The organism is Mesorhizobium sp. EU05-FHT14A09 (assembly GCF_058790995.1).
On the sequence record NZ_JBYTDF010000003.1, the window covers coordinates 18002 to 37633 of the forward strand.

The window sequence follows — 19632 nt, forward strand, 5'->3', positions numbered from 1 at the left end:
TCACGCAAACACCCCGTGCATGAACCAGCGCGGCGGCGGTTTCGAAGCGTCATAGAAGCCCTGGCGATAGAGCCAGTAGCGGCGGCCGTCAGTATCCTCGATGCGGAAATAGTCACGCGTTGGTTCGTCCTTGCGCCACCATTCCGCTGCGAGACGTTCCGGCCCTTCGACCTTGGCGACACGGTAGAGTGCCCGCCGCCAGCGGAATTGCCGCGGCGGACCGTCCGGAATTTCCGAGGCGGGGACTTCGACGGGTTCTGGCGCTTGAAACAGCCGGATCGGACGCTCCGGCTGAAAAGGCACGGCGGAGGGCTGTTCCTTGGGACCGGCCGGCTTTTTCGGAGGCGAAACCCGTTGCGGTGCATCCTGCCAATAAGGAATGACCGCAACGGCGCGTTCCGGCAGATGGCTCTCGATGGCGACTGGTTTCAGGATGGCGCCGTCGCCCAGGCGCGCACGGATGCGGTCGGCGAACAGGGCCAGATCCTCCTCACTGTCTTCGGTCGTATCGACAAGATCGGCCTGATGCATGTCGAAGGGAGCGGTTGCCAGGATGGCGAGGCGGACCAGATCGAAGCCGTAGCCGGCGTCGAAATCCTCACCGATTGCGGTCAGCTTTTCCTTGAACAGCTTCAGGATCAGCCGCGGCTCACGCATCGGGCGCGATGTGCCGACGACAAGGCGGGCGACCACGCCATCGACCCTGAAGAGCAGGAGCGCAATGGCGCGGGCGCCTTCACCCCGCCGCTCGAGATCGGTTTTCAAGGCTGTTGCAAGCAGAAGCACCAAACGTTCGATGTCATCGATCAGGGTGACCGGTTCGGCGAGATGGCGCTCGACCGAAAGCGGCGCAATGGGCAGGCGTGGCGAGACCGCTTCGTCCTGTCGCCCGAGCGCCTGGTCGATGCGCAGGAGCAAGGCCGCGCCAAAGCGGCGCACCAGCGGCGCGCGCGGTGCCGCCAGGACCGCGCCAACCGTGCGCAGGCCGACGCTTTCCAGGCTGCCGCGGATGGTCGGTTCGAGGCGCAGGGCCGCAAGCGGCAACGGGACGAGAAGAGCCTCCTCCTGCCCTACTTCGATAATGCAGCGGCCGCGAAACCTGGCGGCAGCCCAGGCTGCCCCCGCCGTCGAAGCGATGCCGGCACGAACGTCGAAGCCCTGGTGGAAGAAGCGGGCCAGGATTTCGTCGAGCATGGCGTGCTCGCCGCCGAACAGGTGCGTGCAGCCGGTGATGTCGAGGAACAGGCCGTCTGCACCGTCCAGCGCGACCAGCGGCGTGTAGCGGTCGCACCAGTCGGCGAGGCTTTCGAGCAGGCGCAGGTCAGCCTGGGCATCGGCCTCGACGACATCGATCTTGGGGTGCATGGCGCGGGCGTCGGCAATGCCCATGCCGGGTTTCAGCCGCAGGGCCTCGGCCCGTTCGTCAAGCGCGGCGATGCGCTGAGCGTTGCGGTCGCGATGGCTGATCACCAACGGGCAATGGCTGGCGGGACGGGAACGCCAGGACCGGCCGTGCCGCTGCCGCAGGATTCGTTCCGCCGGAAGGTAAGGGAACCAGAGCGACAGGATCCTCTGCTTGGTTCTGGATGTCCCATGGCCGTTGATGGATTGCGCCCGCGTGCGTTCGATCCAGGAATGTGCGTTCATCGGGGTTCCACTCCAGTGTGAATTGTCCAGGCTGTGCAGCACGGCTCTTGCCGATGGTGACGGCGATGCCCGGACGGCCGATCGTGCCGTCCAGGGGCCCAGCCAGGGTGTTGCGCAATGTGGCGGGTGCCGGCGCGACGACGAGGCGGACAGGTGCTGCGGTCGGTTCGGCAAAGGCGGCCTGGCGCAACAGGAAGACCGGCCGGCCAGCGGCTTGTGCACGACGATGCAGCCGGCGCGTTGCCGTAAGGTCGAGCCGGTCGGGGTTGCCGCGCAGTTCCAGCACGACTGCGGAGAGTGTGCTCAGGCCCGCCCCTTCCTCGGCGATCCACAGGGCATCGGTGATCTTCGGCCCCTCTGCGTAAAGCAGGTTTTCCGGGGCGATGCCGAAACTGGCTTGGAGACCACGCGCATAGGGAAAGCCCGCCTCGCGGAAGATCTCTGTGGTGCCGACCCACAGGATGGGCGCCGGAGTTGCCGCCGCTTTCAGCAGCAGGCCGGCGAGAGCCAGCGCAAAGCCGGCAACGATGCCGGCATCGCGGGTCTCGGCGCCATGGAACTCGGTCAAGGCAGCCTTGGGCAGTCCGCCATTCAGGGCGGCGTCAAAGTGATCCGCGCCGGTGGCGAGCAAGCCGTGGCTTTCCACCACGCCACCACGGCGCACCAGCATGCGGTCGGCGTCGAAACCAGCCGGCGCCTCAAGGCGATCCGGCAGCGTTCCTTCAATCTTCGCGATCTGGCGACGCAAGGCAAAAACAGTGTCTCGCGCCACGGCGTTTGTCGCCATGTCGGTCGGTGTCCGGTCAACATGTTCCTGTTATGTTCTTATAGATTCCAGAGGGTGGAACGAGAGTCAAGCGGACTCATGGAGAATTTATTCCTCTCCTGTCATGCCGGGCTGTCGGCGGAACGCGACCTGGTAAATCGCCGCCCCAAGGGTCTTTTATCCCTGCCACATGACCTTGACCGAAAAATCGGCACCGTTTTCCCAGGCCGACCTTCGCTTCGGGATCATGCTTTATTTGCCGATTTTACCGCAACAGCCTATATGCCGGGGTCAAAGGACAAAGAATGGCCCGCATCTACAAGACCCGCACCTGGCACAATGAGCTTTCCCCCTCCATCGAGGAGCTTGAGCTGCTGGCGCTGGAAGCCTACGCGCATCTGCCGGAGGAATTCCGCAAGCTGACCGGCGAGATCGTCATCCAGGTGGCCGAGTTCCCGACCGACGAGATCATGGACGACCTGTCGCTGGAAACGCCCTTCGACCTGCTCGGCCTGTTCGAGGGGCGCGGCATCGCCGAGCGCTGGAATCCCGCGACCGGCGAAGGACCGAACCGCATCACGCTCTACCGCCGGGCTATCCTCGACTACTGGGCCGAGAATGAAGAAACGATGGGCGACATCGTCACCCATGTGCTGATCCACGAGATCGGCCATCACTTCGGCCTCTCCGACGACGACATGGAACGCATCGAGGCTTCGGCGGAATGACAAAGGGCGGCGAGATCACTGCGATCCATCTGTATGAAAAGCTCAAGCAGGCCTGGAGCCTGGAAACGTCGAGCGGATGGCGACCCGATAATCCGGCAAGAGGCCAGTGCAGCGTCACCGCTATTGCCGTTCAGGATATCCTCGGCGGCGATATCCTGAAGACCCGGACGCCGGGTGGCACGCACTTCTACAATCGGATCAATGGCGTGAAATGGGATCTCACCATCAGCCAATTCGATCGGCCGATTCCATTTGAAGACCTGCCGTCGGATCGTGCTGAGGCGATGGCCGACACTTCGCCCGCCCAATACGCGCTATTGAGAAAAAACCTCGGCCTTTAGAGCAATTCCAGGAAAAGTGCGTAGCGGTTTTCCGTCCGGAATTGCGTCAAGCAAAGAGTTAGCGACCGCCTACCAGTCGCTCAGCTTGGTTTCGCCGGCCACATAGTCCTGGCCTTCGACATCCTTCACCACGGCCTGGCCGCAGCGCATCACCTTTTCCTTCTTGTCGTAGGCATAGGTCGGTGAGCCGTAGAGGTGCCAGCCCTTGTTCAGCGCGGCTGTCACCTTGTGGCAGAAGGTGGCGTCGTCGATGGCGGTGAGGAAACGGTAGAGGCGCATGGTCCTGTCCTTAAAACGGCTGCCCGATCATGCGCCGATGCTAGAGCGTTTCCGTTTTTACGGAAACGCTCTAGCATTTTGTTTTACGCAATTCCGGACGGAAAACCGTTACACTTTTCCTGGAATTGCTCTAGCAGCTTTCGCCAGCAATTTCTGAGCCTGGACCAAGTGGAGACGTTCCACCATCCGGCCATGCAGGGCGATCACGCCCTTGCCGGCGTTGCCGGGCTCGGCAAAAGCCGCGACGATGGCCCTGGCTTCCGCAAGAGCCTGTTCAGAGGGTGAGAAAGCGGCATTCGCCGCCTCGATCTGTGCCGGATGGATCAGCGTCTTGCCGTCGAACCCCATACCGGCGGAATCCGCGCATTCACGCACGAAACCGTCCGAATTGCGGAAATCGTTGAAGACCCCGTCGAGCAAGGCAATGCCGCCGGCGCGTGCGGCGAGCACCATCTGCATCAGCCAGGGCATCAGATAGCGCCGGTCCGCGGTCGCCAGAACGCCGGTTTCCTTGATCAGGTCGTTGGTGCCGGCAACCAGGCAGCTGAGCCGCGATGCGGGGTCGCGGCCGAGCTCGGCGATGGCCGCGATGTTGATCAGCGCTTTGGGCGTCTCGATCATCGCCCAAAGTTTCACCTCGTCGGGCGTATCGGCTTCGTCGAGGGCATCGCCGGCCTCCAGGATGTCGCGCGGCGTGTCGATCTTTGGCAGCAGGATGGCGTCGGGCTGGCAGGCAAGCGCGGCGGCAAGGTCTTCCGGGCCGCCTTCACCACCGAAGCGGTTGATGCGCACCACCATTTCACAGCGCCGTTGCGGGCGATTGGCGAAGATCGTCGCGAGCCTGTCGCGCGCCGAGGCCTTTTCACCGGACGCCACGGCGTCCTCCAGGTCGATGATGACGGCGTCGCAGGCAAGGCTCGGGAGCTTGGCAAGCGCGCGCTCGTTCGCAGCGGGAATGTAGAGAACGGAGCGGCGCGGACGGTAGGGATTTTCAGCCATCTGGTCTTCTTGCCCGCCAAAGCTGGCCCTTGCAAGAGAGTGAATAGCGAATAGCGAACAGGGAAGTAGAGTAGTATGAGGCTCATCGTCGGACCCAAAGCCGGCCCTATTTGCTACTCACCATTCGCTGCTCGCTCATCCAATCCGGAACGGACCTCATGGCGCAATACGACATCGTGATCATCGGCGGAGCCATCGTTGGCGCCTCGGTTGCCTATTATATGCGCGAGGAAGGCTTCTCCGGCTCGATCGCGCTGGTCGAACGCGACCCGCAATTCGCCCATGCCGCGACGACGCTGTCCTGCGCCTCCATTCGCCAGCAGTTCTCGATCCCGGAAAACATCCGCCTTTCGCAGTTCACCTTGAAATTGTTCCGGAGGATCAAGGAAGAATTCGGCGAGGATGCCGATATCGGCTTCCGCGAGGGCGGCTACCTGATCCTGGCCGGCGAGAACGGCCTGCCGATCCTGAAGGCCAACCACGACGTACAGGTGGCAGAGGGCGCCGATATCGTGCTTGAGGACGCGGAGGCGCTGACCCGCCGTTTTGCCTGGCTGTCGGCTGAAGGCATCACGGCCGGCGCCTACGGCCGCTCCGGCGAGGGCTGGTTCGACGCCCATGCCTATCTGCAGCTGTTCCGTAAGGCGCTGCGCAGCAAGTCGGTCGACCTGATCACCGCTTCCGTCACAGCCATTGCCCGTGACGGCGACACGATCCAGTCGGTGGCGCTGGACAATGGCGAGACGCTGCAGGCCGGCATCGTCGTCAACGCCGCCGGCCCCAATGCCGGCAAGGTTTCGGCGATGGCCGGGCTCGACCTGCCGGTCGAACCGCGCAAGCGCTCGGTGTTCGTGTTCGAGGCGCGCGAGCGCTACGAAGACCTGCCGCTGCTGGTCGATCCGAGCGGCATCTATGTGCGCCCGGAAGGTTCGGTCTACATCACCGGCGGCGCCGAGCCGGAAGACGGCGAACTTGCCGCCGATCCGACCGATTTCGAGCCCGACTGGTCCCTGTTCGAGGAAACGATCTGGCCGGTGCTGGCCACCCGCATCCCTGCCTTCGAAGCGATCAAGATGACGCGCGCCTGGGCTGGCCACTACGACTACAACACGCTCGACCAGAACGCGGTGATCGGCCCGCATCCCGAGGTGAAGAACTTCATCTTCGCCAACGGCTTCTCCGGTCATGGCCTGCAGCAGGCGCCGGCGGTCGGCAAGGCGCTGGCCGAGCTGATCATGCATGGCGGCTACCGCAGCATCGACTGTTCGGCTTTCGGTTATGCCCGCGTGGCGGAAGGCCGGCCGTTCCGCGAGCTCAACGTGATCTGACCGCCACAGCCCAGCCGAACTTCGTCGTTGGCGTTTCGCCGTGCCCATACCACGATTGACTCTTTGCGCAATCGGCGTAAAAGCCGGCACCGAACAGGAACGTCTTCATGCGCGGCCTTATTATGGCTCTTTTCGCATTCGACTTCCCCGGCCATGGCAACATGGTTGCGGGCGGCCGGCAGCGTGCGCTCCTGTCCTCGACCAAAACTATGGCCAAAAAAACTACCGTCACCACGGTTTGATCTCCCTTGGCCTTCTCGCCCTCTCCCCGGGTCTGGCCCGAGGGAGGCGAGACCCGCGGTGGCCGGCGGGTTTCTCCAAGCAGAACGAGCGGAGAGCGACAGGAGAATTTTTCTATGGGTTTCAAGGTTGCGGTAGTCGGCGCCACGGGCAATGTGGGCCGCGAAATGCTCAACATTCTGGAAGAACGCGGCTTCCCGGTCAGTGAAGTCGTCGCGCTCGCCTCGCGGCGCAGCCAGGGCACCGAAGTGTCCTTCGGCGACAAGACGCTGAAGGTGAAGGCGCTGGAAGGTTACGACTTCTCCGACACCGACATCGCCGTCATGTCGGCCGGCGGCAACGTTTCCAAGGAATGGTCGCCCAGGATCGGCAAGCAGGGCTGTGTCGTCATCGATAATTCGTCGGCGTTCCGCTACGACCCGGAAGTGCCGCTGATCGTCCCCGAAGTGAACCCGGACGCGATCGAGGGCTTCTCCAAGAAGAACATCATCGCCAATCCGAACTGCTCGACCGCGCAGTTGGTGGTGGCGCTGAAGCCGCTGCATGACGCGGCGACCATCAAGCGCATCGTCGTTGCGACCTACCAGTCGGTGTCGGGTGCCGGCAAGGAAGGCATGGACGAGCTGTTCACGCAGACGCGCGCCGTCTTCGTGGCCGACCCGGTCGAGGCCAAGAAGTTCACCAAGCGCATCGCCTTCAACGTCATCCCGCACATCGACGTGTTCATGGAAGACGGCTCCACGAAGGAAGAGTGGAAGATGGTGGCCGAGACCAAGAAGATGCTCGACCCCAAGATCAAGCTGACGGCCACCTGCGTGCGCGTGCCGGTGTTCATCGGTCACTCGGAAGCGGTTAATGTCGAGTTCGAGAAGCCGATCACGGCCGACGAGGCGCGCGACATCCTGCGCGAGGCGCCGGGCTGCCTGGTCATCGACAAGCGCGAGGACGGCGGCTACATCACGCCGATCGAGTCCGCTGGTGAAGACGCAACCTACATCTCGCGCATCCGCGAGGATTCGACGCTCGACAACGCCCTCAACATGTGGATCGTCTCCGACAACCTGCGCAAGGGCGCTGCCCTCAACGCCGTGCAGATCGCCGAGCTGCTGGTTGAGCGCGGCCTGATCCAGCCGAAGAAGAAGGCGGCTTAATTCGTCCTCACGCTGTCGCCGCTTCGCGGCTCGCTCCGGACGGGGCGCGCCACGAGGCGCGACGCACGGTCGTGCTTGCGGTCATCTGCCATTGTTCCGCTCACGGGCCGTACCGCCGCCTGTCGGCGGCTGGCCCTCCGCGGGGGGCGCCGGATGACCGGCGGCCCGCAGTCGCGGGCTTAGTCTGTGGTTGAAAAATCTCAAAGAAAAAGGCCCCGGCAGGTTTCCCGCCGAGGCCTTTTTTAGTTGTGAGGAAGATCGCTCTACAATCAGTTCCAGTCGCGGATGTCGACGAAGTGGCCGGCGATCGCGGCGGCGGCGGCCATGGCTGGCGACACCAGATGCGTACGGCCCTTGAAGCCCTGGCGACCCTCGAAATTGCGGTTCGAGGTCGAAGCGCAGCGCTCATGCGGCTTGAGGCGGTCGTCGTTCATGGCCAGGCACATCGAGCAGCCCGGTTCGCGCCAGTCGAAGCCGGCTTCGATGAAGATCTTGTCGAGGCCTTCGGCCTCGGCCTGCTCCTTCACCAGACCGGAGCCCGGTACGATCATGGCGTTGACGGTCGCGGCGACCTTCTTGCCCTTGGCGACGGCGGCGACGGCGCGCAGATCCTCGATGCGGCCGTTGGTGCAGGAGCCAATGAAGACGCGGTCGAGCTTGATGTCGGTGATCTTGGTGCCGGGTTCGAGGCCCATATACTCAAGCGCGCGCTTCTTGGAGTTGCGCTTGTTCTCGTCGGCGATCTCGTCGGGGTTTGGCACGACGCCGAGCACCGAGGTCACGTCCTCGGGCGAAGAGCCCCAGGTGACGATGGGCGGCAGCTTGCCGGCATCGAGCACCACGACCTTGTCGTAATGGGCGCCTTCGTCCGACTGCAGCGTCTTCCAGTAGTCGAGGGCCATGTCCCAGGCTTCGCCCTGCGGCGCACGCGGCTTGTCCTTCACGTAAGCGAAGGTAGTCTCGTCCGGGGCGATCAGGCCGGCGCGGGCGCCACCTTCGATCGACATGTTGCAGATGGTCATGCGGCCTTCCATCGACAGCGCGCGGATCGCCTCGCCGGCATATTCGATGACATAGCCGGTGCCGCCGGCGGTGCCGATCTCGCCGATGATGGCGAGAATGATGTCCTTGGCGGTGACACCCTCCGGCAGCTGGCCGTCGACACGCACCAGCATGTTCTTGGCCTTCTTCTGGATCAGCGTCTGGGTGGCGAGCACGTGCTCGACTTCCGAGGTGCCGATACCATGCGCCAGGGCGCCGAAAGCACCATGGGTGGAGGTGTGGCTATCGCCGCAGACGATGGTCATGCCCGGCAGGGTGAACCCCTGCTCGGGGCCGATGATGTGAACGATGCCCTGGCGGCGATCCTTCTCGGAATAATACTCGACCCCGAAGTCGGCGGCGTTCTTGGCCAAGGCCTCGACCTGGATGCGGCTTTCCTCGTTCTTGATGCCGTTCACGCGGTCCGGCGAGGTCGGCACGTTGTGGTCGACGACGGCGAGGGTCTTTTCCGGGTGACGAACCTTGCGGCCGGCCATGCGTAGGCCCTCGAAAGCCTGCGGGCTGGTCACCTCATGCACGAGGTGGCGGTCGATCCAGAGCAGGCAGGTGCCGTCGTCCTGGCGGTCGACCACGTGTTCGTCGAAAATCTTGTCGTAGAGGGTGCGCGGTGCGCTCATGTGCGTAAATCCGTCGATGTGATGCAAGGAAGATGCGGAGATGCGCCGGCCGGAATGGGGCGCAGTCGGCCGTCAGCTAAGTCGGCTGGTCAGCGCGCCGGAAATGCGGGCGAAGAAGCGCGCGGGCAGGCGTTTCTTGTCCTGCAGCACGAAGCCCTTGTAGGCCGGATCGCCGAAAAGCTCTTCCATCACTGTTGCCATAGCAATCTTTTGGCTTTTCGGCAATTGCGCCGCTTGGAGGCGCGCGTCCGTTCGGACACGCAAAGGACTTCTGCACTTTCCGAAAATCGGTTCCGATCTTCGGACCGCTGCGCTGGTCGCAAATATGCCTGAAAGCTCGATTGCCTTGGGGGCGAAACGAGGGGCCCTGCATGGTCGACCGCCGAACCGTCCTGAAATCCCTGGCGCTGGCTGCCGGTCCAATGCTTTTGCCACGTCCGGTCTTGGCCGCTCAGCAATCGCAGCCATGGACCATGCGGCTGGTCGATGCGGCGCTCGGTCAGGTCGGCGTGACGGTCATCTATGACCCGGCCTATGTGCAGCTCGATTATCCTGGCGGTGATGTTCCTGCGGAGCGTGGCGTATGCACGGATGTAGTGGTGCGCGCCTACCGCAAGGCGTTCAAAGTCGACCTGCAGCGCCTGGTCAACAAGGACATGCAAGCGGCGTTTAGCGCCTATCCGAAGATCTGGGGCCGCAAGCGGCCGGATCGCAACATCGATCATCGCCGCGTCCCCAACCTCGAAACCTTCTTCAAGCGGAAGGGCGCGGCGCTGGAGGTTGCCGATGATGCGGCCGCCTATCAGCCGGGCGATCTTGTCACCCAGCGGCTGCCCGGCAATTTGCCCCACATCGCCATCGTCACCGGCAAGATGGCATCGGATGGCCAGCGGCCGCTGGTGGTGCATAACATCGGCGCCGGCGCCAAGGTTGAGGATACGCTGTTCGCCTTCCGCATCGTCGGCCACTTCCGTTTTGCGCCAGAGGCGTGAGGCGCTTCAACTCGCCACTGGCGTCAGAGGACCTCGAACACGAGAGCCTTCACCTGAGCGTCGGGGTCGGCAACGGCGTAGCAGCGGAACCACGGGCTCTCTTCGAGCGGCCGCCATTTGCCGGCCTGTTCCAGTTCGATGAAAACCTGGCGGAACCCGCCGGTTTCGAACACCTGGTCGCGCACGGTGAAGATGGCATGGCCACCGGCTTTCGTGATGCGCACCAGTTCATGCAAGCCGGAGGCCGGCGCGTGACCGATGGTGAAGACACCGGTTGAGAAGAAAGCGCGGAAATGCCGGTCCGGCCAAGGCAGCGGGCCGCCGAGCATCGCCTTTTTCAGTTCGCCATAGGTCTGCCGCCCGGCTGCGACCTGGAGCATTTCATCAGAGAGGTCGAGCCCGGCAAGATCGGAATAGCCGAGCGCCCTGAGCTGCGGGCCGGTGAGACCGGTGCCGCAGCCGGCGTCGAGCAACGGGCCTTCGCCCGCCGCCACATAACGCGTCACCCAGGCGGTGATCAGGAAAGGCAGCAGATAGCCGAGCGAAGCGGTTTCCCGGTCATAGCTCGCCGCCCAGGCGGCATAGGCAGCATCGAGGGCATCAGGTGAACCAGCGCCATAGACGGAGTCCAGCGCCGCATGCGCCTTGTCGCTACCCATCGCGTCTCTCCCTGCAGTCAAGCTTCGGGCCAGCGTGGAAGCGAACCGTGCTGGCGTCAACCGTGGAGCGTTGCCGTTTTCACGGAAACGCGGAAAGGCTCCACGAGGGTGTCAGCCCTGGCGCTGGCTTCGCCGCATGCGTTGTTCCAGGGCTCTGAGCGCCAGCGACAGGCTGACGGTGAGGGTCAGGTAGATGTAGGCGACGATGGAATAGGTCTCGAAGAAGCGGAAGGAACCGGACGCGTAGATCTTGCCCATCTGGGTTATGTCGGCGACGCCAAGCACCGAGACCAGTGAGGAATCCTTGGTGATGGCGATGAAGTCGTTGCCAAGCGGGGGCAGGATGACCCTGATCGCCTGCGGCATGACGATGAACCTGAAACGCTGCCCGCGGCTCAAGCCGAGCGCCTTGGCAGCCTCGACCTGGCCAATGTCGACCGACTGGATACCGGCTCGAAAGATTTCTGCGATGAAGGGCGAATAACCGAAGGCAAGCGCGATGATGGCACGCCACAGCAGTGAAACTTCGCGCACCAGCAGTGCGTCCATGTAGCCGGCCTGCTGCAACGGCAAGGTGATGAAGTTCCAGCCTGCGACAAAAGCGGGCACGCCGGCGAAGGCGATCCAGAACAGAAGCACCAAAACCGGGATGCCGCGCATGATCTCGACATAGAAGCGTGCGGCCTGCCGCAGCCAGATCGATCCCGACAGTCCCATCAGCGCGATGCCAAGGCCGATCGTTGCCGCCAGCAGGAATGCAACCAGCGCGACGAAGATGGTGATGCCGATGCCTTGCGCGACGGTGGCGAAAACCTGGGCGTAGACGTCGCTGGTGGCGATCGCAAAGGCCGCGATCACCGCGATGGTGGCAGCTACCGCGAGCCACCAGGGAAATTCCTTGGCCTGCTTGCCGGATGCGGACGGGATCAATGTCGCGGCTCGCCAAAGGAGCAAGGCAGTGCCTCGAAGCGGTCGAGAATGGCAACGACCTGACGGCCACCGTCGGAAAGTGAATAGACGACACCGCGCGGGAAGGTCGAGACCGCATCACGTTCGATCAGTCCCCGCTGCATCAGGCCGTCCAGCCGTTCCGACAGCACTTTTGCGGTGATGCCGGGCAGGCAGGCCATCAACTCGCCGTGCCGCTTGGCGCCAGCGGACAGGTGCCACAGGACCAGCGCGTTCCAGCGATGACCGAGGAAGGCCAGCCAATCCTCGACCGGGCACAGATGCGGTCGTCGTGGTGCAGGCGTTTCCAGGCTGGCTTCGGCCATCGCCGGTTCGGTCATGTTGGGTTCCCATTTGGATAGTTCTGAGACGACATGGTTCTGTTCTCGAAACAGGAGAAAGCCAATGTCAAGAAAAGTCTATCAGCCGGCTGAGATGAATGGAGCTTTTGCGGCGGCCCGCAACATCGGAAATCTTGCCGAACTGCTCTCGCTCTACGAAGACGACGCGCAGTTGCTGGTCGATGCGAGTGGGAGACGTCTCTCTGGTAGCGCAGCGATCGCGACAGAATTGCAGAAGCTCATCGAATTGCCCGGCACGATGGTGTCGAACAACACCTTCTGCGTGGAACATGGCGATCTGGCGCTGCTGCGCGCCGATTTCACGCTGACCGATGACAAAGGCATCGTCTTCTATTCCGGCTTCACTGCCGAAATCATTCGCAGGCAGGCTGATGGCTCGTGGCTTTATGTGGTCGATCATGCCGGCGCCAGTCAGTACGCCGCCGGCTGATCCCATCAAGCGATTGCCTACTGGCCAACCTTGTAGTCGAGGAACCATTTCTTGTTCAGGGCGTCGATGGTGCCGTCGGCCTTGATGGCGGCGATCGCCTCATTGACCGGTTTCACCAGATCGGAGCCCTTGGCGAAGATGAACCCAAAATCCTCGGTGCCGAGCGCGCCGCCGACAAGCTTCAGCTTGCCTTCCGAGGCGTCGACATAACCCTTGCCGGCTGTGGAATCGGTGAGCACGACATCGACGTCGCCTGATTTCAGCGCCTGAACGGTAGCGCCGAAGGTTTCGAACAGCTTGATGCGCGGGTTCTGCTCATTGCCGTCCAGCACCGAATAGACCGCGGTGTAGAAGGGCGAGGTGCCCGGCTGTGCGCCGATCAGACCGTCCTTGAAGGCACCGAAGCTCTTGGCGTCATTGAAGCGGCTCTCATCGCCACGCACCAGCATGAACTGTTCGTTGCGCATGTAAGGGTCGGAGAAATCAACCTTGGCCTTGCGCTCGTCATTGATGGTGATGCCGGTCATGCCGATGTCATACTGCTTGTCGGCAACGGACTGGATCATCGCATCCCAGGAGGTGTTCTGGTATTCGACCTTAAAGTTCAGCCGCTTGGCGATTTCGTTCATGAAGTCATATTCCCAGCCGATCTGCTTGCCCGACTTGGGATCGACGAACTGCAGCGGCGGGTAGGCGTTTTCCGTCACTACCACGACCTTCTTGCCGGCGAGGTCCGGCAAGGTCTGGGCGGCGGCCGCAATCGGCGCGAGAAGGCAGGCAGCAATCGCGGCCAGCACGAGTTTCGATCGGATCATGAGACTTCCCCCGAGGAACACGGACCGCGCGGGAATTCCGTCGACGGTCGAAAAAGATCGCCGACATTAGCGTTCCGGCATAACCTTGCAAGCTGCGGTGCTGCAGCTGGGACGAAGAAACTGGAATTCGATACCGGAAAGAAGCGGAATCCGGGACGAATTATCCTTCACCGCCCTGTTCGACCGCTGCGGCCCGGGCTTCTACAGCCCGCAACTGGCTGACCAGTCCATTCAACGTGTCGCGCAGCTTGCCCAGTTCCGTCGGTTCGAGGGGCAGCTGGCAGCCAAGAGCCTCCTGGATACCGCTGGCCGCGGCGCGCAGCGCTTCGCCCTCTGCTGTTGGCTGCACCAGAACGCGCCGCTCGTCGGCAGGGTCACGGCGGCGGCTGATCAACCCGCCCACTTCCATGCGCTTGAGCAGTGGCGTCAGCGTGGCCGGGTCGAGACCGAGCGTGTCGCCCAGTTCGCCGACCGTGCGCGGTGCTTTTTCCCACAAAGCCAGCATGGTGAGATATTGCGGATAGGTCAGCCCAAGCGGCGCCAGCAGCGGGCGGTAGAGCTTGGTCATCAGCCCGCTGGCCGAATAGAGCGCGAAGCACAACTGCCGGTCGAGCCGGGGCGTCTGCACCCGGCTCGCAGCAATTTCTTCCGTGGTCGTGTTCGAAAGGGTCATCCAGCCTTCACCGAAAGAGCGACGTCTACATTGCCCTTGAGCGCATTGGAATAAGGGCAGACCTTATGCGCCGCGGCAACCAGCGCCTCGGCCGCAGCCTGATCCAGGCCCTTGGTTTCGGCGATGAGTTCAGCGCCGAGCCGGAAGCCGCCCTCGCCGTTCGGCAAAAGGTCGATCTTCGCTGTCACCGCGGCATCCGCCAGCGGCAGCTTCTGCTTGCCGGCAATGAAACGCATGGCGCTTTCGAAGCAGGCGGAATAGCCGGCAGCGAAGAGCTGCTCCGGATTGGTGGCGCCGCCCTTGCCGCCCAACTCCTTCGGCATGGCGAGGTCGAGGTTGAGCAGGCCGTCAGCGGACTTCACATGACCGGCGCGGCCGCCAACGGCACGGGCTTCGGTGGAATACAAAGCAGACATCGTCATCTCCATTTGATTTGTGTGCAAATTATTAGTGTACAAAATAAATAGAGTCAACTCGCTTGTTTGTTTTCCTCTCCGGTTGTCATCGCGTCGATGGCGCTGGCGAAACTGGAAATGAAAAAGGCGGCCCAAGCCGCCTTTTTCAAAATCGATATCAGCCGAAGATATTATTCGGCAGCCGCGGTTTCCGCAGCAGCAGCGGCCTCGGCGGCGGCCTTCTTCTCGGCGGCTTCCTGAGCTGCCTTCTCGGCGGCCAGCGCCTCGGCAGCAGCAACCTTCTCAGCTTCGATGCGGGCCTTCTCGGCGGCGAGCGCTTCGCGCTCCTCGTCGTTCAGCTTGCGGGCGCGCACGCCGGTGTTCTCGGAGATACGAGCCGACTTGCCGCGACGATCGCGCAGGTAATAGAGCTTAGCGCGGCGGACCTTACCGCGACGGACGATCTCGACCGCTTCGACCATCGGCGAGTAGACCGGGAACACGCGTTCCACGCCTTCGCCGTAGGAAATCTTGCGGACGGTGAAATTTTCCTGGAAGCCGGAGCCGGAGCGGGCAATCACGACGCCCTCATAGGCCTGAACGCGGGTGCGGGAGCCTTCGGTGACGCGCACCTGGACGCGCACGGTGTCGCCGGGCTGGAATTCGGGCAGCTTGCGCTTGGCTTCGATCTTGGCGGCCTGTTCGGCCTCGAGCTGACGGAGAATATCCATCTCAAAAATCCACTTCTTGTTCTTCCGACAGCCAGAGCGCCCTGCACTTGCCTTGCAGTCTGCATGACCGCTCGGTTATGCCTTCCATCCGAGGATGTCCAGCAGGGGCGACTACACCGCCATTGTTGACGGGTCCGGACGATGCTTGTCCGGTTCGGCGCGGCACATAGCGCTATTTCGCGCGTTTGTCACCTGTCCAACGGTATTTTTTACCGTGGCTGGTTGGTTGAGCTCTCTCACAATGCCAAAAAGACGGCCCAAAGGGAAGCTCTACCCATGACCGAACCCAGTCCCATCCGTTTCGCGCGTACCGCACTGCTCGACATCGCCTATGAAGAGCACGGCGGGCCAAACGGCGCCCCGATCATCCTGCTGCATGGCTTTCCCTACGATCCGCACGCCTATGATGCCGTCTGGCCCCTGCTGGCGGCGCATGGGCATCGCATCATCGTGCCCTATCTGCGCGGTTACGGGTCGACACGCTTCCGCTCTGAAGGTTCGATGCGTTCGGGCCAGCAAGCCGGGCTCGGACAGGATCTCATCGACCTGATGGATGCGCTGTCGATCGAAAAAGCCGCACTGGCCGGCTATGACTGGGGCGGTCGCGCCGCCTGCATCGTTGCCGCGCTGTGGCCGGAGCGGGCACGCTGCCTGGTAACCGGTGATGGCTACAACATCCAGAACATCCCGGCATCGGTGAAGCCGGCGTCGCCCAAGGACGAGTATCGCTACTGGTATCAGTACTATTTCCATTCGGCGCGCGGCGTGCGCGGACTGACTGAAAACCGCGAAGCGCTGACCCGGCTGTTGTGGAAGCTGTGGTCGCCGACCTGGAACTTCAGCGACGATGATTTCGCAAGCACCGCAGCGTCTTTTCACAATCCCGATTTCGTCGACATCGTCATCCACTCCTATCGGCATCGCTTTGGCTATGCGCCCGGCGATCCCGAGTTGCAGGCGATCGAGGACCGGCTGGAGAGGCAGCCGCTGATTTCGGTGCCGACAATCTCGCTGTGTGGTGCCGACGACGGCGTCGGTCCACCTGATGAGGAGGATGGCCATCAATTCTCCGGTCCGTTCGAACGCCGGATCCTGCCGGGTGTCGGGCACAACATTCCGCAGGAGGCACCGAAAGCGACGGCAGAAGCGTTGCTGGAGCTGATGAGCAAGGCCTGAGTTTGCTTGCGCAGCGGTCGAGACGTCCCTAAACCTGCATGACATGCTCGCGACAGGGACAGCCTTGACGTTCATCGACGCCGCCATTCTCTTTGCTGCCGGCCTGCTGTCCGGCATCGTCAACGCCGTTGCCGGTGGCGGCACTTTCCTCACTTTCGGGGCGATGAGCGTTCTGGGCATTCCGCCGATCTCGGCCAATGCAACATCGTCGATCACGCAGTTTCCGGGCTACATCACGTCGACGCTGGCTTACTGGAGCGACATCCGCGCCATCTGGCGCAGCGCCCTGCTGCTCTGCATCGTATCGGCCATCGGCGCGCTCGGCGGCGCACTGCTCCTGCTCGCGCTCGATAACCCGTCCTTCCGCATCATGGTGCCCTGGCTGCTGATCGCGGCAACCGCGCTGTTTGCCGCCGGCCCGTGGCTGAAGCCGAAGCCGAAACCGGGCCAGCCGGCCGCGGTCGGCACCGTGCCGGGCGCCCTCATGCAGTTCGCCACTGCCATCTATGGCGGCTTTTTCGGCGCCGGCATGGGCGTGATGATGCTGGCCACGCTGGGCCTGACCCAGAGCGGCGACTACCACCGCCTCAATGCGCTGAAGAACATGTTCTCCATCGTCATTGCCGCGGTCGCGATCCTGATCTTCGTGTCGGGCGGCGTGGTGTCCTGGCCGCAGGCGATCGTCATGATCCCGGCGGTCGCGGTCGGCGGTTATGTTGGCGTCTGGATTGCCAAGCGCGTGCCGCAGAACGCGGTGCGCGGCTTCGTCATCGCGGTGGGATTGTTCCTGGCGGCATATTACTTCCTGAAAGCCTAGCCACGCTCGCGGCTAAAGTTTCCGGCCAACAGATCCGGCCGTCGTTCTGCCGTCAGCTTTTCGGCCTGTTCGTGCCGCCATGCCGCGATCCTGGCGTGGTTTCCCGAAACCAGCACGTCAGGGATGGGCCGACCCTCGAACTCCTGCGGCCGCGTATAGTGCGGATGTTCGAGCAGGCCGTTCTCGAAGCTCTCTTCCTCGCCGGAACGTTCATTGCCCATGACGCCGGGCAGGAGCCGAACGACCGCGTCGAGCACAACCAGCGCTGCCGGTTCGCCGCCAGACAGAATGAAATCACCGATCGAAACCTCTTCCAACTCGCGCGCTTCGATCACACGCTGGTCGACGCCTTCGAAGCGGCCGCATAGGATGACGACGCCCGGCCCCGCCGCCAGTTCGCGCACGCGCGCCTGCGTCAGCGGCTTGCCGCGTGGGCTCATCAGCAGTTTCGGGCGGGGATCGCCGTCAGGTGCGGCATGATCGATGGCACGTGCCAGCACGTCGGCGCGCATCACCATGCCGGCGCCGCCACCGGCCGGGGAATCATCGACGGTGCGGTGCCTGTCGAAAGCGAAGTCACGGATCTGGATCGGCTGCAGAGACCAGTCGCCACGTTCCATCGCCCGGCCGGCCAGCGAGAGGCCGAGCGCGCCGGGAAACATCTCCGGATAGAGCGTCAGGACGGAAGCCGAAAAGCTCACCGGTTGCCTCCGGCGTCCTTCGGACCGCGCGGCCGCTTTTTGGCATCGAAGCCGTCACGGCCGGGTGCCGTCTCATCGTCGGGCTCGCCATCGCCGTCTTCATCGTCGACAAGGCCGGCCGCGACCGGATCGATGCGCACGAAGCCACCGGAAACTGAAACCTCGGGCACAGCTGCCTGGGTGAACGGGATGAGCACGCCCTTGCGAGACCCAAGCGTGAGGTCGAGGATGTCGCCGCCACCGAAATTCTGCACCGATACGATTTTTCCGATGGTTGCCCCGGTATCGTCCTTCACAGCGAGGCCCATCAGGTCGGTATGGTAGAATTCGTCGTCGTCGCCGTCGTCGGGCAGGGCCGAGCGGTCGATGAACAGTTCAACATTGGTCAGCGCCTCGGCCGCGGTGCGATCGCTGACGCTCTTGAAGCGCACCACGACGACGTTGCCGGCAGGACGGATATCAAGGATCTCCAAGGCCCGGCCGTCCTTCGAATAAAGCGGACCATAGTCGGCGAGCGCCAATGGATCGCCGGTGAAGGTTTTCACGCGCAGCTCGCCCTTGATGCCGTGTGGAGCGCCGATCACGGCCATCTGGACAGGATTTTTCGGTTTGCTCATCGGCCGCGCTTCATCGCTTGGTAACCTGAAAGGCAAATGCTGGTCCGCAGCACCGCCTCCCAATGGGGAGTCTGTCAGGTGTTCTAGAGCATTTCCGGCGAAAACAGAATCGCCTGCAATGCTCTAATCTTTTGTGTTTACGCAATTCCGGACGGAAAACCGCTACGCACTTTTCCTGGAATTGCTCTAGTCAACGGGACTCGCTCTGCCAATGCAGGAATTCCTCATCGCCGCCAAGCCGGACCTTCAGGCCGCCCGCGAAAGCTGGTTGAAGGCGTTGGCCGGTGAGCGCCGGCTGTCGGTGCTGACGGTGGACGCCTATGAGCGCGATACGCGTCAGTTCCTGCAATTCCTGACCGGCCATGTCGGCGGTCCGGCTGGCATCGCCGACATCGCCGCCCTGCGCCCTGCAGACCTGCGCGGCTTTCTTGCCCAGCGCCGCAACCAAGGTGCGGGCGCCCGCACCTTGGGACGCGGGCTTGCCGGTGTGCGCTCGCTGCTGCGGTTCCTGGAACGGCGCGGGCTGGCAAATGCCGCTGGCGCCGTGGCGCTGCGCGCGCCGAAACAGCCGAAGTCGCTGCCCAAACCGCTTACGGCGGCCGATGCGCGCCGGGTCGTTTCGACCGGCGAGCAAATGGCGGAGGAGCCCTGGATCGCCGCGCGCAATGCGGCCGTCCTTACCTTGCTCTACGGGTCGGGTCTGCGCATTTCCGAAGCGCTTGGGCTGACCGGTGGAGATCTTGCGCATGCGTCGGAGACCGTATTGCGCGTCAACGGCAAGGGCGGCAAGGTCAGGCTGGTGCCGGTGCTGCCGGTGGCGTTCCAGGCGGTTGCCGAATACCGCAGGCTCTCTCCTTATCATCTCGGCGCCGATGGACCGTTGTTTCGCGGTGCTCGCGGCGGACCGCTCAATGCCGCCATCATCCAGCGCGAGATGGTGAAGCTGCGCTCGGCATTGAACCTGCCGGAGACCGCGACGCCGCACGCGCTGCGCCATTCCTTCGCGACACATCTGCTGGGGCGTGGTGGCGATCTGCGCACCATCCAGGAACTGCTTGGGCATGCCAGCCTGTCGACGACCCAGATCTATACCGCCGTTGATACAGCGCGATTGCTCGACATCTACGAGGCGGCGCACCCTCGCGCCTGAGACTGTTC

General features: G+C 63.2%; 24 protein-coding genes. 9 read left to right on the top strand and 15 right to left on the bottom strand.

The genetic code is table 11. The annotated features are described in order from the left end of the window. Both AC3WTO_RS11585 and AC3WTO_RS11590 read right to left on the bottom strand, forming a co-directional pair. Positions 1–1470 carry a DUF6504 family protein gene (locus tag AC3WTO_RS11585; protein ID WP_492460892.1) on the bottom strand — a complete coding sequence of 490 codons (1470 nt, stop codon included), beginning with the start codon at positions 1468–1470 and terminating at the stop codon, positions 1–3. After that, positions 1424–2434, bottom strand: a complete 1011-nt coding sequence (locus tag AC3WTO_RS11590; protein WP_492460893.1) for an ImuA family protein — start codon at positions 2432–2434, stop codon at positions 1424–1426. Before AC3WTO_RS11590 ends, AC3WTO_RS11585 begins: the two co-directional genes overlap by 47 nt. A 284-nt stretch (positions 2435–2718) precedes the next feature. Between AC3WTO_RS11590 and AC3WTO_RS11595 the strand changes: the two genes are divergently transcribed. Beyond that, a complete protein-coding gene (locus AC3WTO_RS11595; protein ID WP_492460894.1) occupies positions 2719–3141 on the top strand; it encodes a metallopeptidase family protein in 423 nt (140 codons plus the stop codon). Then, positions 3138–3482 carry a YunG family protein gene (locus AC3WTO_RS11600; RefSeq protein ID WP_492460895.1) on the top strand — a complete coding sequence of 115 codons (345 nt, stop codon included), beginning with the start codon at positions 3138–3140 and terminating at the stop codon, positions 3480–3482. Before AC3WTO_RS11595 ends, AC3WTO_RS11600 begins: the two co-directional genes overlap by 4 nt. A gap of 69 nt (positions 3483–3551) precedes the next feature. On the opposite strand, the gene AC3WTO_RS11605 is transcribed toward AC3WTO_RS11600, so the two are convergent. Continuing rightward, positions 3552–3761 carry a DUF1737 domain-containing protein gene (locus tag AC3WTO_RS11605; RefSeq protein WP_129412415.1) on the bottom strand — a complete coding sequence of 70 codons (210 nt, stop codon included), beginning with the start codon at positions 3759–3761 and terminating at the stop codon, positions 3552–3554. A 108-nt stretch (positions 3762–3869) separates the two neighbouring features. Then, positions 3870–4760: an HpcH/HpaI aldolase/citrate lyase family protein gene (locus tag AC3WTO_RS11610; RefSeq protein ID WP_492460896.1), complete on the bottom strand. Its 891-nt coding sequence runs from the start codon at positions 4758–4760 to the stop codon at positions 3870–3872. 158 nt (positions 4761–4918) lie between these two features. On the opposite strand from AC3WTO_RS11610, the gene AC3WTO_RS11615 reads away from it, so the two are divergent. Further along, a complete protein-coding gene (locus AC3WTO_RS11615; protein ID WP_492460897.1) occupies positions 4919–6088 on the top strand; it encodes an NAD(P)/FAD-dependent oxidoreductase in 1170 nt (389 codons plus the stop codon). Between the two features lie 356 nt (positions 6089–6444). Further along, the gene (locus tag AC3WTO_RS11620; RefSeq protein ID WP_144378619.1) at positions 6445–7479 is read left to right on the top strand and encodes an aspartate-semialdehyde dehydrogenase; all 1035 of its coding nucleotides are present in this window, start codon (positions 6445–6447) and stop codon (positions 7477–7479) included. Between the two features lie 269 nt (positions 7480–7748). On the opposite strand, the gene leuC is transcribed toward AC3WTO_RS11620, so the two are convergent. Next, positions 7749–9158 (bottom strand): 3-isopropylmalate dehydratase large subunit, encoded by a 1410-nt coding sequence (leuC, locus tag AC3WTO_RS11625; protein WP_492460898.1) that lies wholly within the window; start codon positions 9156–9158, stop codon positions 7749–7751. Between the two features lie 72 nt (positions 9159–9230). Beyond that, complete coding sequence (locus AC3WTO_RS11630) at positions 9231–9359, bottom strand: hypothetical protein (RefSeq protein WP_492461562.1); 129 nt, start codon at positions 9357–9359, stop codon at positions 9231–9233. A gap of 170 nt (positions 9360–9529) precedes the next feature. Here AC3WTO_RS11630 and AC3WTO_RS11635 point away from each other — a divergent pair, with 170 nt between their 5' ends. Beyond that, positions 9530–10150 (top strand): DUF1287 domain-containing protein, encoded by a 621-nt coding sequence (locus AC3WTO_RS11635; RefSeq protein WP_492460899.1) that lies wholly within the window; start codon positions 9530–9532, stop codon positions 10148–10150. 23 nt (positions 10151–10173) lie between these two features. Here the strand turns inward: AC3WTO_RS11635 and AC3WTO_RS11640 are convergent, their stop codons facing one another. The 3 genes from AC3WTO_RS11640 to AC3WTO_RS11650 all read right to left on the bottom strand — a co-directional run bounded on the left by AC3WTO_RS11640 (position 10174) and on the right by AC3WTO_RS11650 (position 12098). Further along, positions 10174–10809: a class I SAM-dependent DNA methyltransferase gene (locus AC3WTO_RS11640; RefSeq protein WP_492460900.1), complete on the bottom strand. Its 636-nt coding sequence runs from the start codon at positions 10807–10809 to the stop codon at positions 10174–10176. A gap of 111 nt (positions 10810–10920) precedes the next feature. After that, complete coding sequence (locus AC3WTO_RS11645; RefSeq protein ID WP_492460901.1) at positions 10921–11739, bottom strand: amino acid ABC transporter permease; 819 nt, start codon at positions 11737–11739, stop codon at positions 10921–10923. Further along, the gene (locus AC3WTO_RS11650) at positions 11736–12098 is read right to left on the bottom strand and encodes a winged helix-turn-helix transcriptional regulator (protein ID WP_492460902.1); all 363 of its coding nucleotides are present in this window, start codon (positions 12096–12098) and stop codon (positions 11736–11738) included. Before AC3WTO_RS11650 ends, AC3WTO_RS11645 begins: the two co-directional genes overlap by 4 nt. Before the next feature lie 64 nt (positions 12099–12162). Here AC3WTO_RS11650 and AC3WTO_RS11655 point away from each other — a divergent pair, with 64 nt between their 5' ends. Next, entirely contained in the window at positions 12163–12549 is a 387-nt protein-coding gene (locus AC3WTO_RS11655; RefSeq protein ID WP_492460903.1) for a YybH family protein, read from the top strand. A 17-nt stretch (positions 12550–12566) separates the two neighbouring features. Here AC3WTO_RS11655 and AC3WTO_RS11660 read toward each other — a convergent pair whose 3' ends face one another. The 4 genes from AC3WTO_RS11660 to rplS form a co-directional block, all read right to left on the bottom strand. Beyond that, a complete protein-coding gene (locus AC3WTO_RS11660) occupies positions 12567–13364 on the bottom strand; it encodes a transporter substrate-binding domain-containing protein (RefSeq protein ID WP_492460904.1) in 798 nt (265 codons plus the stop codon). 160 nt (positions 13365–13524) lie between these two features. Then, positions 13525–14037, bottom strand: coding sequence for a MarR family winged helix-turn-helix transcriptional regulator (locus tag AC3WTO_RS11665; RefSeq protein ID WP_492460905.1), 513 nt, complete (start codon positions 14035–14037; stop codon positions 13525–13527). Further along, a complete protein-coding gene (locus AC3WTO_RS11670; RefSeq protein ID WP_492461523.1) occupies positions 14034–14459 on the bottom strand; it encodes an organic hydroperoxide resistance protein in 426 nt (141 codons plus the stop codon). Before AC3WTO_RS11670 ends, AC3WTO_RS11665 begins: the two co-directional genes overlap by 4 nt. Positions 14460–14623: 164 nt before the next feature. Further along, the gene (rplS, locus tag AC3WTO_RS11675; RefSeq protein WP_492460906.1) at positions 14624–15163 is read right to left on the bottom strand and encodes a 50S ribosomal protein L19; all 540 of its coding nucleotides are present in this window, start codon (positions 15161–15163) and stop codon (positions 14624–14626) included. A gap of 276 nt (positions 15164–15439) precedes the next feature. Here rplS and AC3WTO_RS11680 point away from each other — a divergent pair, with 276 nt between their 5' ends. Together AC3WTO_RS11680 and AC3WTO_RS11685 are read left to right on the top strand one after the other, a co-directional pair. Continuing rightward, positions 15440–16339, top strand: coding sequence for an alpha/beta fold hydrolase (locus AC3WTO_RS11680; protein WP_492460907.1), 900 nt, complete (start codon positions 15440–15442; stop codon positions 16337–16339). Positions 16340–16403: 64 nt separating this feature from the next. Continuing rightward, positions 16404–17156 (top strand): sulfite exporter TauE/SafE family protein, encoded by a 753-nt coding sequence (locus tag AC3WTO_RS11685; protein WP_492460908.1) that lies wholly within the window; start codon positions 16404–16406, stop codon positions 17154–17156. Here AC3WTO_RS11685 and trmD read toward each other — a convergent pair. Beyond that, entirely contained in the window at positions 17153–17857 is a 705-nt protein-coding gene (gene trmD / locus AC3WTO_RS11690) for a tRNA (guanosine(37)-N1)-methyltransferase TrmD (protein WP_492460909.1), read from the bottom strand. The two genes, AC3WTO_RS11685 and trmD, sit on opposite strands and share 4 nt — an antisense overlap. After that, a complete protein-coding gene (gene rimM / locus AC3WTO_RS11695) occupies positions 17854–18474 on the bottom strand; it encodes a ribosome maturation factor RimM (RefSeq protein ID WP_492460910.1) in 621 nt (206 codons plus the stop codon). The genes trmD and rimM overlap by 4 nt, the downstream gene beginning before the upstream one ends. Before the next feature lie 211 nt (positions 18475–18685). On the opposite strand from rimM, the gene AC3WTO_RS11700 reads away from it, so the two are divergent. Next, positions 18686–19624: a tyrosine recombinase XerC gene (locus AC3WTO_RS11700; protein WP_492460911.1), complete on the top strand. Its 939-nt coding sequence runs from the start codon at positions 18686–18688 to the stop codon at positions 19622–19624. The last annotated feature ends 8 nt before the right edge of the window (positions 19625–19632 follow it).

Excerpts from the sequence above, each read along its gene's own strand:
- AC3WTO_RS11655 (WP_492460903.1), top strand. The coding sequence starts at position 12,163 with ATGTCAAGAAAAGTCTATCAGCCGGCTGAGATGAATGGAGCTTTTGCG.
- AC3WTO_RS11620 (WP_144378619.1), top strand. The coding sequence starts at position 6,445 with ATGGGTTTCAAGGTTGCGGTAGTCGGCGCCACGGGCAATGTGGGCCGC.
- AC3WTO_RS11680 (WP_492460907.1), top strand. The coding sequence starts at position 15,440 with ATGACCGAACCCAGTCCCATCCGTTTCGCGCGTACCGCACTGCTCGAC.
- AC3WTO_RS11590 (WP_492460893.1), bottom strand. The coding sequence starts at position 2,434 with ATGGCGACAAACGCCGTGGCGCGAGACACTGTTTTTGCCTTGCGTCGC.
- AC3WTO_RS11650 (WP_492460902.1), bottom strand. The coding sequence starts at position 12,098 with ATGACCGAACCGGCGATGGCCGAAGCCAGCCTGGAAACGCCTGCACCA.
- AC3WTO_RS11595 (WP_492460894.1), top strand. The coding sequence starts at position 2,719 with ATGGCCCGCATCTACAAGACCCGCACCTGGCACAATGAGCTTTCCCCC.
- rimM (WP_492460910.1), bottom strand. The coding sequence starts at position 18,474 with ATGAGCAAACCGAAAAATCCTGTCCAGATGGCCGTGATCGGCGCTCCA.
- AC3WTO_RS11635 (WP_492460899.1), top strand. The coding sequence starts at position 9,530 with ATGGTCGACCGCCGAACCGTCCTGAAATCCCTGGCGCTGGCTGCCGGT.
- AC3WTO_RS11700 (WP_492460911.1), top strand. The coding sequence starts at position 18,686 with ATGCAGGAATTCCTCATCGCCGCCAAGCCGGACCTTCAGGCCGCCCGC.
- AC3WTO_RS11660 (WP_492460904.1), bottom strand. The coding sequence starts at position 13,364 with ATGATCCGATCGAAACTCGTGCTGGCCGCGATTGCTGCCTGCCTTCTC.
- rplS (WP_492460906.1), bottom strand. The coding sequence starts at position 15,163 with ATGGATATTCTCCGTCAGCTCGAGGCCGAACAGGCCGCCAAGATCGAA.
- AC3WTO_RS11640 (WP_492460900.1), bottom strand. The coding sequence starts at position 10,809 with ATGGGTAGCGACAAGGCGCATGCGGCGCTGGACTCCGTCTATGGCGCT.
- AC3WTO_RS11610 (WP_492460896.1), bottom strand. The coding sequence starts at position 4,760 with ATGGCTGAAAATCCCTACCGTCCGCGCCGCTCCGTTCTCTACATTCCC.
- AC3WTO_RS11665 (WP_492460905.1), bottom strand. The coding sequence starts at position 14,037 with ATGACCCTTTCGAACACGACCACGGAAGAAATTGCTGCGAGCCGGGTG.
- AC3WTO_RS11605 (WP_129412415.1), bottom strand. The coding sequence starts at position 3,761 with ATGCGCCTCTACCGTTTCCTCACCGCCATCGACGACGCCACCTTCTGC.
- AC3WTO_RS11670 (WP_492461523.1), bottom strand. The coding sequence starts at position 14,459 with ATGACGATGTCTGCTTTGTATTCCACCGAAGCCCGTGCCGTTGGCGGC.
- AC3WTO_RS11630 (WP_492461562.1), bottom strand. The coding sequence starts at position 9,359 with ATGGCAACAGTGATGGAAGAGCTTTTCGGCGATCCGGCCTACAAGGGC.
- AC3WTO_RS11615 (WP_492460897.1), top strand. The coding sequence starts at position 4,919 with ATGGCGCAATACGACATCGTGATCATCGGCGGAGCCATCGTTGGCGCC.
- AC3WTO_RS11600 (WP_492460895.1), top strand. The coding sequence starts at position 3,138 with ATGACAAAGGGCGGCGAGATCACTGCGATCCATCTGTATGAAAAGCTC.
- leuC (WP_492460898.1), bottom strand. The coding sequence starts at position 9,158 with ATGAGCGCACCGCGCACCCTCTACGACAAGATTTTCGACGAACACGTG.